Genomic DNA, 17,796 nt, shown 5'->3' on the forward strand with positions numbered 1-17,796 from the left:
GAAGGAAGCTACACAAAGAAGAAGCGAAGAGTAATCTAAAACTGAATGTACCAGCCTCCGGTTTTTCTGATGTATAATATAGGAACTGTTGGTTTCGGAAGTTTAGTTAGGGAGGAGGGGATGGGTTGCAGAACGTAAAGCTCATGGCTGACTTTCATATTTCCAATGTCGATGACTTGAAAAGAGCGATCGGCAAACAGCCGGAAATGATGGCTGATCTGGAGGCGGTTGCTGCGCTAGGGTTGCCCCAGGGCTGCATTGCAGCGGGATATTTCCGCAATTTTGTCTGGGATGTTTTGCATGCCTACACTGTAAGAACTTCGCTACATGATGTCGACGTGCTTTATTACGACCCGGATTTCCTGGAGGAAGAGGCGGAAAAAGAATACGACGCCCGCTTACGAGAAATAAATTCGGCGCTGAATTGGTCGGTCAAAAATCAGGCACGGATGCATCTGAAAAACGGTGAACCTCCCTACCGTTCGGTCGAGGATGCCATGCTGCACTGGCCTGAGACGGCAACTGCCATAGGTGCCCGGCTAAAAGACGGCACAGATGGTGTAAATATTGATATTGTGGCACCGTTCGGCTTGGATGATCTACTTGGTTTTCAAGTAAGGCAAAGTCCGTTTTTTCAGAATCGCAACGTTTTTATGGACAGGATCAGAGATAAGGAGTGGCTGCGGATCTGGCCGAGCCTTCAGGTTGTAGCGTTAAGGGAGAATGAATTATGACTTTTATCCGCAGTTTATTGCAATTCGCCTGGCTGCAGGCGTTGTGCTGCGTTTTTCCGGTCGTTATTTTCGGGACGCTGGCATTGACGAAAGTGGTATCGATTCCCGGTCTGCACCGGTATGATCTCATTTTACTGATCTGTTTGCTTGCTCAAGTGGGCATGGTCGTGTTTAAACTGGAGACGATGGACGAACTGAAGGTCATCTGCGTGTTTCATTTGATCGGCCTCGGGCTGGAATTGTTCAAAGTACATATGGGCTCCTGGTCGTATCCGGGGGAAGGATGGAGCAAGGTAGGCGGAGTTCCGCTATACAGCGGGTTCATGTATGCCAGCGTTGCAAGTTACATTTGCCAGGCTTGGCGCAGGATGGACCTGCAAATGACCGGTTGGCCCAGAGCGATTTATTCGGTGCTGCTTTGCGCGGCGATTTACTTTAACTTTTTTACGCATCATTTTATCGGAGATTACCGATGGATTCTGACGGGACTGCTGGTGATTGTGTTTATTCGGACCCGCGTACATTTCACGGTGCTGGGCAGAACCTATTGGATGCCGTTGACGTTGTCTTTTTTGCTGATCGGCTTCTTTATCTGGGTGGCGGAAAATATTTCGACGTTCCTCGGAGCCTGGAGCTATCCGGATCAAGAGAAGGTATGGCGGCTCGTGCATATCGGCAAAATCAGCTCCTGGTTCCTGCTCGTCGTCATCAGCATAATCATCGTCGCGCAGTTGAAACGGGTAAAAGCAGGGATGACGGGGAACTAGCGATTCGCAAATTGATACATGGGAGAGAGTCGGTTCATGAATAAATCCAAAGGATATTTCTATTATTTGCTGTGGATTCTCGGCGCGCTTGTCCTGGTCTACTACGGCAACCGTTTTGTGGGGATGATGGAACAAAATCCGGAGAAGGTTCTGAAAATCAGTTACAGCCTGATCGGCAATATCGTCTACGGCCTTGTTCTCGGTGCTTATGTCAGCCTGCTTGGAGGCTTGCCGAACAAAAGAAAGTTTCATCGTCCGCTTTTCTTTTTCGTGGTCATCCCGAGTTTAATTTTAATGCTCTATCCAGTGCTGAACCTGTACCTAAAAATGCCCTATTACTCGTTATATAAAGATGTGGCGGCCCAAGAGGGATATTTCTATTTTTCCATGCTCTGCGGACTGGGATTGATGAAGAGCTTGTTCGGCAGCCGTTAAGAAATTGCAATGCAGTTATAACCGGAAGGTAATCAGCAGGGTATGGAAGTATTGCCAATATATTAAGGAGAACGGGGGATTCCGGAATGGGAAAAGTGCTCGTGTTGGGCGGAACGAGGTATTTTGGCAAAAGACTGGTGAACTTGCTGCTTCAGGAAGGCGTTCATGAAGTAACGGTGGCGACTCGCGGATTGACGGATGCGGAATTTGCGGGACCGGTGAACCGGCTGGTCTTGGACCGCAGTGATGAATCATCCCTGGCCAAAGCGGCGGAAGCAGGTCCGTGGGATGTGATTTACGATAACATCTGTTATTCGCCGAATGAAGCGATGGCAGCGGTGCGCGCTTTTGAAGGAAGGGTGGGGCGTTATGTTCTAACTTCCACGCTGTCCGTATACGGCTTCGGCAAGTCTCCGCTGAGTGAAGAGGATTTTAACCCCTATGAATACAAGTGGGCTGCAGGAGAACGGGGCGAGATGGAATACGGGGAAGCCAAAAGACAGGCTGAGGCGGCGTTCCTTCAAGAGGCAAGTTTTCCCGTGGCAGCCATGCGGATTCCGATCGTGCTCGGGCCGGATGATTACACCCGGAGACTTCACTTCCATGTGGAGCGTGTCATGAACGGGACGCCGATCGGTCTGCCGAATCCGGAGGCCGCGATGTCGTTCATTACATCGGCGGAAACGGCGGCGTTCCTTCTATGGCTGGGAGGCTCGGATTTGACTGGTCCGGTGAATGCCAGCTCTGACGGGGAACTGACGATTTCCCGTATGATTGCTATGATTGAAAGGGAAACCGGGAAAGAGGCGAGACTTCTTTCCGAGAAAGAGGTTGAGCCTGAGAACGAGTCGCCGTTTGGCGTTCCTTCCTCCTGGGTGATGGATACCTCCAAAGCGAAGGCAGCAGGATATGAATTTGATAACGTGATGGACTGGATGCCGGATCTGATTAAGCAAATCGCAGCGGGTCAAGCGTGATCGAGTTGGCCTAGCCAAATTAATATTAAGGAGTTAATTATACTAATGAGACCGATTTGAGTTTATCGCTTCTTCAAATTCATTCTTAGTCCCGGGTAATTTACACGTTACACCCGGGAACTAACTACACAATTGAATAAGGAGCGGACAAAGTATGTTCAAACGGTCTTTTTACTATTTATGGGGGTCGCAGACGTTGTCCAACACCGTCGATGTCCTCTATTTGGTTGCACTTACTACCTTTATTCTGGATCGGACGGGTTCCGTCGTCTTTGCGACGCTGGTACCTTTTTTGCGGGTGACCTCACAATTGTTCAGCGGGTTAATCGCCCCTCTGATGGTGGATAGATACAGGCTCCCGTTCTTGCTTACTGTATCTCAGTGCGGTCAGTTTATACTGTTCGTCCTGCTGGCGGGATATCTGTCGCCATGGGTCGGAGGGGAGCAAATCCTGCCGGTCTATACGATCATCATCTGTATTTCGTTTCTCGACGGCTGGACGACTCCTGCCCGCAATGCGTTGGTGCCGCGGCTCGTGGCTGATCAAGCGCTGATGAAGGCGAATGGCATAGTGGCTACGACCGACCAGATCGTACAATTTGCTGGGTGGGCGATCAGTGGCGTGCTGGTCGCAACGTTCGGCTCCTTTCCGATTCTCGTTGTCGTTGCGGCTGGCTACGGTTTAGCCATGGCGGTCACTTTATTGATCGAGGACCCAACTGAACCGAAACGCCGTAGTGTTTGGGATGTGCGCACGGGGAGAGATCAAGTTGACCGTACTAAGGGGATTGGCGGGCTTGATGAAGGTGCTGGACAGGCAGAGATCAAATTATCTTCCCGCTGGGATACGCTAAAAGAAGGCTGGGTTGCCCTGTGGAAATCACCGCGTCTGCGATCATTGACCTTGATGGACATGACCGACATGCTTGGCGGATCCGTTTGGGCCGGAGCTTTTATGCTGGTCTTCGTTAATGAAATCCTGCTTAAAGATGAGCAGTGGTGGGGTTATATTAATGCCAGTTATTTTGCGGGAGCCGTCATCGGCGGATTGCTGGTCGTCGCTCTTGTGGAACGGCTGGAAAAACGAATTTTTATGGTGATGCTGTTAGGTATGCTGGGTTACGCCATATTAACGGCTTGGTTTGCGTTGAATGATTTTGCGCCGCTGGCATTGCTTATCGTTCTGCTAACCGGGCCAATTACGGAGCTTGCCGCTATCTCTAGAAGAACCTTGATTCAGCGAAGTGCAAGTCCGGAGCTTCTGCCAAAAGTATTTTCCGCCCAGTCCACATTGTTAAATACCGTTGCTGGACTTTCTCTGCTGTTTATGAGCGGTGTGGCCGAGTGGTTCGGTATTGTAAATATGTATCTGTTCGCTGCTGCGATCAGCGTATTGGCGGCGGGGGTCGGCTGGTTTAACCGGAGGGCATTTGTAGGAACTGTGAAAGAGAGTATTGAAGGTGAAGCAGAGTAATTTAAAGTGAATTTTGGTTCACAAAGAAGAGTGGCGGCTATTTCTGAATAGATTGTCCTTTGGAGACGGATTATTTCAAGAAAATGTCCACCAGAAGGTGGACATTTTCTGATTAGTTTTTTTGCCTTCTGACTATTTTGAATATCCGTATATAGTGTTATTCAAATTGATAGTGTCTGGATATAGATGTTCTATTTGCCACAAGCCATATAAACCTAATGTCCACTTTTAGGTGGACAATTTCATGTTTTTGTCTACGAAGAGTGGACGTTAAGTGCTGTAATTGACGGTAGAGGAGACTTTGAAGTTGGAGTATATTGCTGGATTTATTTTTTTACTTACTTTGGTGTTTGTCATCTGGCAGCCCAAGGGGCTCGGCATCGGATGGTCCGCCATGGGCGGAGCGGTGCTGGCTTTGGCGTTTGGGGTAGTAAGCTTCACGGATGTAGGGGATGTAACGGCTATTGTCTGGAACGCCACGCTAGCATTCGTTGCCATTATAATCATATCGATTTTGCTTGATGAAATCGGCTTTTTTGAATGGTCCGCGCTTCACATGGCTTCATTAGCCGGAGGAAGCGGCAAGCGGATGTTCGTTTACGTTATTTTGCTTGGCGCAGCCGTGTCGGCCTTGTTTGCGAACGATGGCGCGGCCCTGATTTTGACGCCTATTGTCCTTGCCATGGTCCGGGCGCTTCGATTCGATGACCGGATGGTGCTTCCGTTCATTATGGCGAGCGGTTTTATCGCGGATACGACATCCCTGCCGCTTGTGGTCAGCAACTTGGTGAATATCGTTTCCGCCGATTATTTCGGCATCGGATTTATGGAATATGCGATCCGAATGTTCGTACCAAACCTGGTTTCGCTTGGATCGAGCATGCTGGTGTTGTACTTGTTTTTCCGTAAGCAAATTCCGGGCAATTATGACCTGTCACACTTAAAAAAACCGCAAGATGCCATTCGCGACCCGCGCATGTTCAAGCTGGCCTGGATCATTCTCGGTCTACTGCTAATCGCCTACTTGTCCGCCGAATTTATCGGTGTACCGGTTTCGCTGGCAGCTGGGGCAGTGGCATTGTTCTTTATATTAGCTACGCGTCGAAGTCCTGCCGTTGAAACCCGACGGGTGATTAAAGAAGCGCCTTGGTCCATTGTTGTTTTTTCCATCGGGATGTATGTCGTGGTGTATGGGCTTCGCAATGTCGGATTGACCGCTCACTTGGGGGATGTCATTCAGTGGCTGGCTGATCAGGGTGTATATGCCGCCACGGTCGGCATGGGCTTTATTGCCGCCATATTGTCATCGGTCATGAACAACCTGCCTACCGTTATGATCGATGCACTTGCTATTCATAGTACAGATACCGAAGGAATGGTGCGGGAAGCGCTGATTTATGCGAACGTCATCGGCTCCGATCTCGGGCCGAAAATCACGCCGATCGGTTCCTTGGCGACCTTGTTGTGGCTGCATGTTTTGTCCAAGAAAGGAATCAAAATTACTTGGGGCCGGTATTTTAAAACCGGTATTCTGCTGACGGTACCGACCTTGTTCATTACGTTAAGCGGGCTCTATGTTTGGTTGATAATTATATCATAGGCGAATCATTAGATGAGGTAGAGTGAGGAAAAATGATTTATGGATAAAAGAACTGTGAACATTTTTGGCACTGACAACAATTGTCTTAGTTAAAATGGGCGCTGGCTTCCTGAAAAAACTGGCCGGCAACCAATTCGAGGTGCTTAACGAAGCACTTGAAGCTCATGGTCTGAACCCGCCAGTACAAGTAATGAGCGAAACCAACATTGATATTTAGCGGACATCATTCGAAGTTATTGATCCCATGATCCTGAACCGTGCGGATTAAATCATTAAGCTATGTGGCCAAGAGGATGAGCATTGTCTGGCCGTGGCAAACCCGAACGCCATCCGTTGGCACTGGGGTTTTGACGACCCCGCCAAATTGATCGGGACGGAAGAGGAGATCTTGACGGAATTCTGAAGAGTACACGAACAGATTCGGGAGCGGATAGTGAGAACTGTGGCGGAGGGGAAACAGTAGGAATACTAGCTTATAATTCTTTGGTAACTTTGTATTCAATAATTATGAAGCCCGACAGTGTCGTCGGGTTTTTTATTTTTGAGATTTTTATCCAGTTGTTGGGGTTGGTGGGAACTTATATGACATAGGTATTTGGAACTATATACAATAAATGATGTTTCTATATAATTAGGAATAATATGTAATTATAAAGAATATATTGGGAGGTTGTGTCGATTGGCCAAATTTCGAACTGGATTTATGGCTTTTCTTGTTACATTATGTGTTTTCTCGTTTTCTTTACAGGCATTTGGTTCATCTACATATTACGATTATGGCTCTTCCAATCATTTATTGAACAAAACAGTAACCTCATCTTCAGGTGAAAAAAGCACTTTGGAGTATAAGTATGATCTTAACGGAAATCTGTTGAAAAAGATGAAAGTTGGTAACCTGGACAGTTTAACGAATTCAGATTTCGAATATTACTCCGGCAATAATGGGGTCGCTGATCACTGGGAGGTATTTACTACAGATGTGGGGCTGTCGCCCGATTATAAAATAATTAGCTCTGCATTTTCTGGAAAACAGGCACAAATGATAAGCACTAACGTTTCCGATGGTAATTCTGCTGGGATAAGTCAAACCATTTCGGTTCAAGGAGGGCGCCCTTACATACTTGGTGGTTATTACCACGTCATTAATTTGTTAGATGCAACTGCACAATTGAAGGTGGAATTTTATAATTCTATAAATCAGCTAGTGGGAAGTCAAGAAGAAGATTTAGAAAATTATAACCAGAGTTATGAGCATATTTCCGTAAGAGGAAATGTACCTGTGGATGCTAATAAAGCTAAAATTATTATTTCCATTCATGGCCTTTCTATGGGGGGCATTGGAGTTATTGAAGCGGATAGTATGAATTTTGACTATCCAAAACCAGTTAATTTAATTGCAGGCGGATTATATGTAACTTATGCATTAAGAAATGATGGGATGGTTTGGGGCTGGGGGACTCACAGTTCAGCAGATTATTCGAGGGTGCCCTCTCAACTGCCAGGATACGAAAATATTAAGTCGCTTGCTGTTGGAAACCAAAATGATCATTTAGTAGCGATAAAGGAAGATGGAACCGTTTGGACCTATACTTATTATAATTATGATGGAGAAGCAGGGGATGGAACCACTAATGGCCTTAAATATAGTCCAGTTCAAGCTGTAGGACTAACTGATATTATTTCAATAGCTGTTGGTAGGGGGTTTACTTTAGCTCTAAAAAATGACGGGACTGTCTGGGCTTGGGGAGATAATGTAGTGGGGCAATTAGGGGACGGTACAACGACCAGTAAAAGTACTCCTGTACAAGTTAATATAGATCATGTTATTGCAGTAGCAGCAGGAGATAACTTTTCAGTTGCATTAAAAAGTGATGGAACAGTTTGGGAATGGGGAAGTGATATAGGAGGATCAGGTCTTCGAAAATTATTATTACCCACTCAAAATACTAATTTAAATGGTGTTAAGGCGATTACTGCTGGGTACGATCATGCACTTGTACTTAAAGAGGACCGAACGGTTTGGGGATATGGAAGGAATAGTTATGGGCAATTGGGCAATGGAACTACTATATCTGTAACCTCTCCAGTTCAGGTTTCAGGGCTTGAAGCAACTGCAATTTCCGCTGGCGGAAATCATTCCCTAGCATTAAAACCTGACGGTACTGTGATGGCTTGGGGAATGAATTGGAATGGAGAAATTGGAAGTGGCCTAGATGGGAGCCTTCGGGAGCAATTGACACCAACCAGTGTTTTCGGTCTTACTGGTGTAGAATCTATTGCAGCAGGCGATAAACACTCTATTGCACAAAAATCAGACGGTTCTCTTTGGGTTTGGGGTGACAATTTATCTGGTCAAATTGGAACTGGAGATGGTAAGGACAGTCTTATACCAATTCCCGTTTGGACAAGAGGGTACGAATCCGTACCCCCAACTCAACCTAACAATCTAGTTATTTCAAATCAGACCGACGCCACAATTGCTTTAGAGTGGGAACCTTCCAACGATAATTCGGGAATAACTGGTTATGACATTTACAATTACGATACAAAACTTTTACGATCGAGAACTAACAAAGTATTAATAGAGAAACTTGTACCGAATAAGAACTATTCATTTACTGTTAAAGCGGTTGATTTATCAGGAAATATCTCTGAACCAAGCAATTCTGTAATCGTTCAAACTAGTCAGGATATTGAACCTCCAAGTATCCCTGCTAAACTAACTAAGTCATCATCCACCCTAGATACTGTGACTTTGAAATGGGAAGCTTCGAAGGACAATGTTGGCGTTACAGAATATGAAGTATTTAAGGATGGGGAACAAATAGCCGTAACAACTCAACTTACCGCTACTATGAATGGTTTATCTGCGGGAGGAACTTATATTTTTACAGTTCGAGCAAAGGATGCGGCAGGGAATGTATCAGAGTTTAGCACTCCTTTAGCGGTTACTTTATCTTCTGATAATACTGCACCTACAACTCCAACGAATTTGGCGGGATCATCAATTACTGTAACAGGTGCAAGACTATCATGGACGAAATCAACTGATACTATTGGTATTATCGGATATGATATTTACCAAATTTCCGATTCAGGTTCTGAAATAATTGCATCTAGTACAACCAATTCTTATACGCTTAATAGTCTAAAGCCAAATACAACTTATAGTTTTTATGTAACAGCCAGGGATAATGCAGGCAATCAGTCCGAGGGTAGCAATGTAGTTAAACTTACAACTAAGGTCGATACAACTAAACCTAGCACGCCAACCAATTTGATCCTGGTCGGTACAACCAACTCTTCGGTTACACTGAAATGGAATGAGTCTACAGATAATGTAGGTGTAGTGGCGTATGATATATATGAAGGGACAAATCTAGCAGCAAGTGTAACAATGCCTAGCGGAGGGGCTATTAATCTGCTCCCGAATACGCCATATCGCTTTACAATAGTAGCAAGGGATGAAGCCGGAAATAAATCAAGCGCTAGTATGCCTTTAGTTGTAACTATTATACCGGATATTGAAAATCCGTCTGCTCCCACACACTTATCAAGTACTGAAATATATACAAACAGTATTAAACTCATTTGGGAGGTCTCTACAGATAACGTAGGTATCGTTGAATACCAGATTTACCGGGATGATATTCTTGTGGGGACTTCCAGTATAAGCGAATTTCAGGATTTAGGATTGAAGTCTGGAACTTCTTATACCTATAGAGTTACTGCAAAAGATAGCTCCGGGAATATATCTGCTCCAAGTGAAGTATTTATTATTTCTACTGAAGATAATCCAGAAGAGATGGAGAACGAAGATCATAATTTACTAATGAACCCTGAGTTTGAAAATTACACCTCAGATTCTTCTGGAATTGCAGATGGGTGGAAGAATGAGAAGTCAACCGGAACAATAACAGAATTGAAAGGAGAAAGAATACTCAATAAATCTGAAACCATGTCACAGAAAATAACGGCTTCATTTCAAAATTCGGAAGATTATATCTCCATTTCGCAAGAAATTCCAATAACTACAGGGGCGAATTACTATCTTGATAGTTTGATAAAAGCAGAATTTCTTCAAAAAGCTAAAATAGAACTCTCGATTCAATTTATGAACGAGAACAGAGAAGTCATAGACAATGCTGCAATTGAACAATTAAACCCAACTGAATCTTTTGTTTCCCTTAAACAATCAGGAATAGTCCCAGATGGAACCTTTTTTGCAAACGTAAAAATTATAGTTACTTCATTGGAATCTGATGCAGCAGTATCCATATTCCTTGATTCAGTAAATCTATTTACGAATTAGATTTTTTGATTCGAAATTTCATAACACCAACGAGAATGGCCACTTTCAAGGAGATAATGGAAAGTGGCCATTTTAGTTGAATATTGTATTTTGGAGGTCTTGAATGAAAACTTTAATAAAAATGTTAATTGCAGTCGTTCTTTTTGCATCTATTGATCCTGGAATATTTGTGTATGCGGATTCTAATCTTTCATCAACAGACAATAAGTTAAAATCCTCCATAAATCAATCCGATGGACAATCCGAGTCAATTGCCTACAAAGTCTCGGAAATAAATAATTATAGATCAAAACAGCAGGATCCGAACAAAGCCTTAAGCCTCAAAGAGCGGGATCAGTACATTAAAAAGAATTTTAGTCCAATAATGAAGCAATTGCTCTCCTATTTCCTACCGGAAGAATTTGCTTTATTAACCGATGCGCAAAAGTTAGAGGTTATTCAATGGGATGAAAACCATGTAAACACGATCATTGGCAAGTTGTCTGTGAAAGAAAAAGACCAATTAGGCAAAATTGTTCCTGCTGCGATTCAAAACTTTAACTTTGTCAAAAATAGAGCAGATTATATAAAAGAATATGATACAACACTTGAAATGAGTTTTGCAGAAAAATCTATTAGTTCAAATTCATATTTTAAGAATAATATTAGTTCTACGAATCCATTTCTTGTTAATGAGTTTAATAGCCAATACAACTATGCGGTTCAAACAGATAATTTAGTTGATCCGTTATACAGAACTGCAAATCATATCGTTACGGATATCCAGTTAACCGGAAAGCATGGATTAGGCTTTACTCTGAACAGAAAATATAATTCTATGTTTAGTAAAGTGTTAACGCCTGAGTATGAAGTGAGTAATGGAAATGTTGGGAAAGTACCTTCGAACGCCGAGATTAACGGATTCATTGCAACAGGTTGGACTTTAAATATTCCTAATATGCAGATCGCATCTCAGATAGCGGAGATCAAACCTGAGATTGTTACCTGTTCTGAAATAAAAAATCCTTGTGCGGACAGTCCGAATTCGAACATTCCTATTTCTGGTTTTCTAACAAAATATGCTTTACAGTCTACCGAAGTGGAAAAGATTGTTTTCACTTTGGAAAATGGGGAATCTATCGAGTTCCACGATGGCGTTCCATACCAATATCCTTATCAAAATGTTGTTATGACTAAAGAGCATTCCAACTATAAATTAACCGTTAATGAAGATATTACATATACTTTTAATCAAGCTGGTAGGATCATCAGCAAAGAAAATCGTTATGGGGATATAGTGCTCTTTAACTATAACGAGTATGGAAAAGACGGGAATGATAATATAAATATTTTGGATTCTTATCAACGTAAGATTACTATTTTTAGAAAAAGAGATCTTAACTTCATAGGGAGCCCCTTAATTATTTCAGGTTTTAAGGTGATGGACGGGACATCTGTAGTAAAAGATATCAAATATGACGTTTCCCGTGCAGCCGCAAATATATCCTACCGAACGTGGTCGGACGTTACAGGAACTGCCCAACTCTCTGAAAATCCGAATTTAGGATATTGGCAGTTAGAGCGTGTTATTGATCAAACTTCTGCCGCTAAAATTTTGGAGTCTTATAATTACTATGCAGTTGATTCCACTAAATTAGCGGATTTTAATTTTAAATCCAACGATTATGCATATAGCTCAAATGCAGATGGGACACCTGTAGCATATGAACCAAATCAATGTGCTGACCCTTCGAAATTATGTTACTCAAACCAGTGGCTCTGGAACTCGGATGGTCAATTCGTTGAATCGGACAGTGTTGTTCAAGTAAATAATTTTCAATATGGAGAGATTGCTTACTTACTATTAAAGAACATTAACTATTTTAATGGACTGACTGTCAAGTTTAATTATCAGAATTATAATGCCAGTTGGGCTACCAACAAGGAGTATACTCAAAAGGAGCAATATCGAGGTAGCACGAGATTGTATACGGATGCGAACGCTTTAACCTATTTTGGTTATCATGCAGTGGATCGAGTGGATTATATCTATCAAGAGAATAACGGAACCAAGTTGCTTTCGGATTATTATGCTAATAAACACCTGGATCATGGTTGGCAATTTAATGAATACTGGAAGAACAGTAAACAAAATATACCACGCTTGTTAAATAGCTCAAGATTCGGTGACAAGCAAACAATCGTTACACAGAACCAAGTTAGTAATTTGCAAAATTTAAGTTATAAACAATATATATATGAACCTGGAGGCATTAACTTTGTTTTGAAATTTGCATGGGTGTCCCCGGAAGGTTACAACCCATTGGATTTTTCTGATCAAGGAGTTCATTATTCTAATCGCAAAAACATTATCACGAGTTATGACTATGTTCAGGGAACGGAGCAACCGAGTGTTGTATGGTCATATGCTGACGATGTAAACGATATTCAGCGTCCTCCGACACCTTCTCAAACAAGCATTAAAGAAGTATATTCCTATGATGATTGGGGATTAGTCAACTCCTATTCTGACCATATTGGAAATTTAATAACTTATGTCTATGGAGGACCACAACATCAGCTATCAAAACAAACAACAACGAGTGTTGATCAACAACAGGAAGTAGTTCAAGAATTAAGTTATTACTCAAGTAATGACCCTGAGACATATAAAAGGGATCAGCTTAAAAAAACAATCATTACCCAGAAATATAAGGACCCGTTAAATCCTTCTCAAACAAAAAGCGGTTCGCAAATTATAGAGTACAAATTATACGATAAAGACAGAAATGTGCTTCAAACAATGGAATCAGCAAGCGGTGATCAATTCGAAAGTTTACCTCCAATTACAGAAAGAAATTACACGTATACAACTGTAGGACAGATTGAGAAGGAGATAGTTAAAGCAAGAAGATTGAGTGGAACATACTTATATGACCTCACAACAGAATTTAAGTATGATCTTCTGGGAAACATTACACGGATTACTAACCCCATTTATGATTACAACGATTATAAGTATGATCATTTAGGAAGGGTAATATCATCAAATTTCAAAAATAGTAGACTCACATCGTTGTTCTATGATGATTTAAATCGTAAGGTAACAATTACCCTGCCGGATGGAGAAGTTCAAACTATCCACTACACACCATTTGGGTTAGCTATAAAAGGTGAGCAGTTAAAGTCTGGTGCATCTCGTGTAACTTTTGTAAATCAAACTTCTGATGGCCAATTGATTGATGCCGAACAACCATTCGGCGAGTCATCATTACAAACAACATATACCTATGACTCGTTGGGAAGAAAAAAGACGGTTACAGATAGTTTAAATCAAACAACATCGTATTTATATGCAAACATAGCTATAGGTGCGGATGCACAATTGCAGGAAACTATGGAAATTCAGTACCCTGATGGGAAAATTGAAACCCAATATTATAATAAATATGGTCAGTTGAATAAGCTAATCGAAAAAACGCAGGATCAGATACGAACAACGATAAATACTGTATCTGCATTTGGAGATGTAACCAAAGAACAAATTATTGCACAAGATAATGGGTTACCGAATCAGAACATTACAACGGAATTTGGATACGACTCCAATCATCAATTGATTTATCTTAAAGATAATCTTGGGCAACAACATCAGTATGCCTACGATCATAATGGGAACCTTCTCACTTATTATCTTAATGGAAAAAAACAAACCGAGAAGACTTATAATGAAATTGGTTGGCTTATGAGCAGTCTTGATGCTTCAAATAATAGAGAAAGTTATGAATATGATGGCATTGGATTGAGAACTAAGTTCACTGATAAAAAAGGTCAGATTACTAACTATACTTATACAAATCTAAATGAGCTGGAAACTGTTAAAACTTCGTATAAAAACAACAAAATCTATGAGACTTCTTACGCTTACGATACTTTAACTCGCGAATTGATCGGCCTTACTTCAACTGAATTTGGAGTTCAGAACAAAATTGAATCTATAAGTTATAATTACGATTTGTGGAAGCGAATGGACAGCCAAACAGTTGCTGGGCGAACCTATCAGCTTGGATACGATAATTGGGACCGATTAACGAGTATTACTTTTCCTGATTCTCAAGTCCAAAGCATTTCTTATGACAATCTGAACCGAATCGATTCTGTTCAATCCGCAAACTCGGGATTAATTACTTATGATTACTTAGTCGAACCGAACAATAATAGTTACAAAATAAATTATCCCAATAACACTTCACAAATTATTCAAAGGGATGGCTTTGGTGAATTGGCTTCGGTAAGTCATCAAAATGGTTCTTCTCCAATATTTAATGAAACATTCGCTTATGATGGATTAGGTAATATTATAGAGAAAAATACGAGTAAGGGAGAATCTTTTTCGGTCGACCGCTTTAAGTATGATGCTTTGAATCGTCTCATTCAGGAAGATATTAAGCAAGGACAAATCCAATATGTTTATGATGAGCGGGGAAACCGTCAACAAAAGCATACTTCATTTGAAGAAGTCCCATTAACGAATCAATCTGTTTATTCTTATAATGGAATAAATATGTTAAACGGGTATTTAAATCAGCAAGAAGGCAATCAGTATTCTTACACCTATTACGGAGATGGTCTTCGTGCGACAAAGACGAGCGGAAACGAGGGAACCAGATATGTTTATTTAAATGGAAATATCATAGAGGAACTGTCCTTAGACCAAGTAGGAAATGTCACGGGAGTTAGAGCTCGTAATATTTGGGGCAACGAATTACTGCATCGCGAAGATTATAACTCGTCTAAATCTGGATACTATATGTATAACGGTCATGGGGACGTAGTACAAATTAATGACGCTTCCGGGAACCTGTTAAACAGCTATGAATATGACACCTGGGGCACAATTACATCAAAATTAGAGAGTATGTCCAATCCCTTCACCTACACAGGGGAATATTATGATGAGGAATCTGGGTTATATTATTTACGCGCTCGTTACTATGATCCGGTTGATGCTCGGTTTATTAGTGAGGATACGTATGAAGGGACATTGAATAATCCGCTGAGTTTGAACTTGTATACGTATGTGGAGAATAATCCGCTTAAGTATATTGATCCGACAGGACACTTCTCATGGGATCCTTCTCAAGTTACGGAGATTAGATATGTACTGAACGATGCTAGAGATAAGATTGCTTCCGATAAGGAGGGTAAGTATTATCAGGTTGCGAAGGACTTCATATGGGATCGCTACGACTTTGAATCTTATATGGATACGAATCAGTATAATTATTTGTTTGGTCTGTTAACGGGAACGAGTGCCTATACAAATAATGAGGGTAGATCAGATTGGGCAAGAGAACAGTTAGTAAGTGCGTATTATGAATCAATAGAAGCAGAGTATATCGCATTACTTGGTATGGGACTAGCGGGCGGCTTAGGTGGCGGGAGTAATATTAAAATAACAAGTAAAACCTTTGGTAAACCGATAGAAACAACGATAAATGGTAAAAAGGTTAAATTAAGAGTTGATGCAGAACCTGATGGTAATAAAATTCAGATACAAGCAGGTGGTGGCAAAAATTCAACAGTAGATGTAAGAATTGATCCTAAATTACCATTAGAATCTCAAGTGCCAAAGCAATTAAACTTAACCAAAGGTCAGAAACAAGAACTTCTTAAGAATTTACAAAAAGCTGTAGATTGGTTAAATAACTAAGGAGGGTATTATGAAACTTTTCTTAAAAGTAAAAGATAAGAATTGTCTACCTGAAGCAGATGAGTTAGTAGCTATTATGTGGAAAAGGGGAGTAAATATATCTAGAGTGGGACGACAAGATAGTTTAATAATCGGTACTTCTCTCACATTATCGTGGGATAAATGGTTGGATGATGAGAGATGGAGGGGGCACCCGAAGTGCAAAGAATATCTCTATTTTGAAATAGAGACTATCAATAATGAACAACAATTATCAATAGAGATTGATGAAGATGCGTGTTTTGTTGATTTTAGAGCGATGTATAAAGCAGTTGAATTTATAGCAGAGAGATGTAATACATTAATCAGTATAGATAAAGGTATATGGGTACAAATCAAGGAATACAGGTTAAAAGTTGATAATTATATAAAAATTAATTTTCAAGAAGCAGTTGAAAAAAGTCTGCATGACTAAATAATATCTTTGACCATATGAGGATTATTCCTTTATGGTCTTTTTTATAGCTACCCAGAGCGGAATGAACGATTTCAAGTTTTGTGGATGAGGTTTCATATGATTATAATTTAATTAATGACCTAACCAGTGTGAAATGGAATGAGGCTGGGAAGCTACAGTTATAGCTATGACGTCAATAGAAACATCACTGGAATTAGCGAAAATGAAGCCGCATCCGGTAAAGGTAGATGGTTCCACGGATTTAAAAACAAGCTATTTATATGGTCATTTATTAATGATGAGCGAAGATGCCCAGGATAACAAAGCTATTACTTATCCAATGGTCATGGCGATATTGTTGAAATACGTGATAGCGCAGGGAATGTTCTTAATCAATACACCTATGATATTTGGGGAGATACGTTTACCGCAACAGAAACCGTACACAATCTGTTTAGATATTCGGGAGAATATTGGGATAAATCCACGAATCTTCAATTTTTACGCGATAGCACGATCCAAGTAAGGGGCGGTTTATTAATGAGGATACGTATGAAGGGCAGATTAATAATCCTTTAAGCTTGAATTTGTATACGTATGTGTATAAAAATCCATTGAAATACATGGATCCATCCGGTAATTATATTATGCCTATTTATCCAACTCCTTCATTACCCTGTGCGACAGACATAAGCAATTGTGAAACTAAAATTGATGCTCAAGTAAAAGTAAGTCAGCAATTAACTGATGAATTATATTAAGATGATGCTAAGGCGCTGATGAATAAGAATACAAGTTTTACCGATAAGGGTTTAATTTTATTTATTAGTATCCCATTACTAAAAGCTGTAAAAATGGTGAAAAAGACAGACAAGATTTTTGATTCAAGTAAGAATATCACGAAACAAATGAAACGTATTGAATGCAACTGTTTTACATCTGAAACTGAAGTTATGACAGACGAAGGGGAGAAAAATATCGAAGACATTGAAGTCGGAGATAAGGTTCTCGTCAAGGATGAGAATAACCCTGATGGGGAGTTGGCTTACAAGGAAGTAACAGCTTTATTCCGCAACCAACGTGATGATATTATTAAGCTATACGTTGGGGAGCAGGTCATCGAAACGACCGACAACCATCCATTTTTGGTGGAAGGAAAAGGTTGGGTCTTCGCCGCTGAACTTCAGGTGGGGGATAAGTTCCAAAAGGCTGACGGAAGCAATCTGTTGATTGATAAGGTAGAGTTTGTAAAACTGATTGAACCTGTTACAGTTTACAACTTTACGGTTGCGGACTTCCATACGTATTATGTAACGGATTTGGGTATTTGGGTGCATAATACCGAATGCAAATTCACCTTCCCTTAGTC

General features: G+C 41.1%; 13 protein-coding genes. All 13 read left to right on the plus strand.

The features are described 5' to 3' along the window. The first annotated feature begins 125 nt into the window (after window positions 1–125). The gene (locus tag KB559_RS19025) at window positions 126–734 is read left to right on the plus strand and encodes a nucleotidyltransferase family protein (protein ID WP_481856473.1); all 609 of its coding nucleotides are present in this window, start codon (window positions 126–128) and stop codon (window positions 732–734) included. Continuing rightward, the gene (locus KB559_RS19030; protein ID WP_211023972.1) at window positions 731–1,501 is read left to right on the plus strand and encodes a DUF817 domain-containing protein; all 771 of its coding nucleotides are present in this window, start codon (window positions 731–733) and stop codon (window positions 1,499–1,501) included. The genes KB559_RS19025 and KB559_RS19030 overlap by 4 nt, the downstream gene beginning before the upstream one ends. A 36-nt stretch (window positions 1,502–1,537) precedes the next feature. After that, the gene (locus KB559_RS19035) at window positions 1,538–1,936 is read left to right on the plus strand and encodes a hypothetical protein (protein WP_211023974.1); all 399 of its coding nucleotides are present in this window, start codon (window positions 1,538–1,540) and stop codon (window positions 1,934–1,936) included. An 86-nt stretch (window positions 1,937–2,022) separates the two neighbouring features. Beyond that, a complete protein-coding gene (locus KB559_RS19040; RefSeq protein WP_211023976.1) occupies window positions 2,023–2,913 on the plus strand; it encodes an NAD-dependent epimerase/dehydratase family protein in 891 nt (296 codons plus the stop codon). Window positions 2,914–3,067: 154 nt separating this feature from the next. Beyond that, window positions 3,068–4,387 (plus strand): MFS transporter, encoded by a 1,320-nt coding sequence (locus KB559_RS19045; RefSeq protein WP_211023978.1) that lies wholly within the window; start codon window positions 3,068–3,070, stop codon window positions 4,385–4,387. Between the two features lie 307 nt (window positions 4,388–4,694). Beyond that, on the plus strand, window positions 4,695–5,987 hold the full coding sequence (locus tag KB559_RS19050) for an arsenic transporter (RefSeq protein ID WP_211023980.1): 1,293 nt from the start codon (window positions 4,695–4,697) through the stop codon (window positions 5,985–5,987). Between the two features lie 64 nt (window positions 5,988–6,051). Then, a complete protein-coding gene (locus KB559_RS25490; RefSeq protein ID WP_348772938.1) occupies window positions 6,052–6,204 on the plus strand; it encodes a low molecular weight phosphatase family protein in 153 nt (50 codons plus the stop codon). A 462-nt stretch (window positions 6,205–6,666) separates the two neighbouring features. After that, window positions 6,667–10,299: an RCC1 domain-containing protein gene (locus KB559_RS19060; RefSeq protein WP_211023982.1), complete on the plus strand. Its 3,633-nt coding sequence runs from the start codon at window positions 6,667–6,669 to the stop codon at window positions 10,297–10,299. Window positions 10,300–10,402: 103 nt separating this feature from the next. Continuing rightward, window positions 10,403–15,991, plus strand: coding sequence for an RHS repeat domain-containing protein (locus KB559_RS19065; RefSeq protein WP_211023984.1), 5,589 nt, complete (start codon window positions 10,403–10,405; stop codon window positions 15,989–15,991). Between the two features lie 10 nt (window positions 15,992–16,001). Next, window positions 16,002–16,445 (plus strand): hypothetical protein, encoded by a 444-nt coding sequence (locus tag KB559_RS19070; protein WP_211023986.1) that lies wholly within the window; start codon window positions 16,002–16,004, stop codon window positions 16,443–16,445. Window positions 16,446–16,614: 169 nt separating this feature from the next. After that, complete coding sequence (locus tag KB559_RS19075; RefSeq protein WP_211023988.1) at window positions 16,615–16,953, plus strand: hypothetical protein; 339 nt, start codon at window positions 16,615–16,617, stop codon at window positions 16,951–16,953. Between the two features lie 37 nt (window positions 16,954–16,990). Beyond that, a complete protein-coding gene (locus KB559_RS25495) occupies window positions 16,991–17,188 on the plus strand; it encodes a hypothetical protein (RefSeq protein ID WP_348772940.1) in 198 nt (65 codons plus the stop codon). An 18-nt stretch (window positions 17,189–17,206) separates the two neighbouring features. Then, window positions 17,207–17,794, plus strand: a complete 588-nt coding sequence (locus KB559_RS19080; RefSeq protein WP_211023990.1) for a polymorphic toxin-type HINT domain-containing protein — start codon at window positions 17,207–17,209, stop codon at window positions 17,792–17,794. Window positions 17,795–17,796 lie beyond the last annotated feature (2 nt).

Origin of the sequence: Paenibacillus sp. Marseille-P2973, assembly GCF_018101095.1 — a bacterium.
Lineage (GTDB): Bacteria > Bacillota > Bacilli > Paenibacillales > Paenibacillaceae > Fontibacillus > Fontibacillus vini.

Coding starts and splice junctions, on each gene's coding strand:
- KB559_RS19030 (WP_211023972.1), top strand. CDS start 731: ATGACTTTTATCCGCAGTTTATTGCAATTCGCCTGGCTGCAGGCGTTG.
- KB559_RS19035 (WP_211023974.1), top strand. CDS start 1,538: ATGAATAAATCCAAAGGATATTTCTATTATTTGCTGTGGATTCTCGGC.
- KB559_RS19040 (WP_211023976.1), top strand. CDS start 2,023: ATGGGAAAAGTGCTCGTGTTGGGCGGAACGAGGTATTTTGGCAAAAGA.
- KB559_RS19045 (WP_211023978.1), top strand. CDS start 3,068: ATGTTCAAACGGTCTTTTTACTATTTATGGGGGTCGCAGACGTTGTCC.
- KB559_RS19065 (WP_211023984.1), top strand. CDS start 10,403: ATGAAAACTTTAATAAAAATGTTAATTGCAGTCGTTCTTTTTGCATCT.
- KB559_RS19070 (WP_211023986.1), top strand. CDS start 16,002: ATGAAACTTTTCTTAAAAGTAAAAGATAAGAATTGTCTACCTGAAGCA.
- KB559_RS19075 (WP_211023988.1), top strand. CDS start 16,615: ATGACGTCAATAGAAACATCACTGGAATTAGCGAAAATGAAGCCGCAT.
- KB559_RS19080 (WP_211023990.1), top strand. CDS start 17,207: ATGAATAAGAATACAAGTTTTACCGATAAGGGTTTAATTTTATTTATT.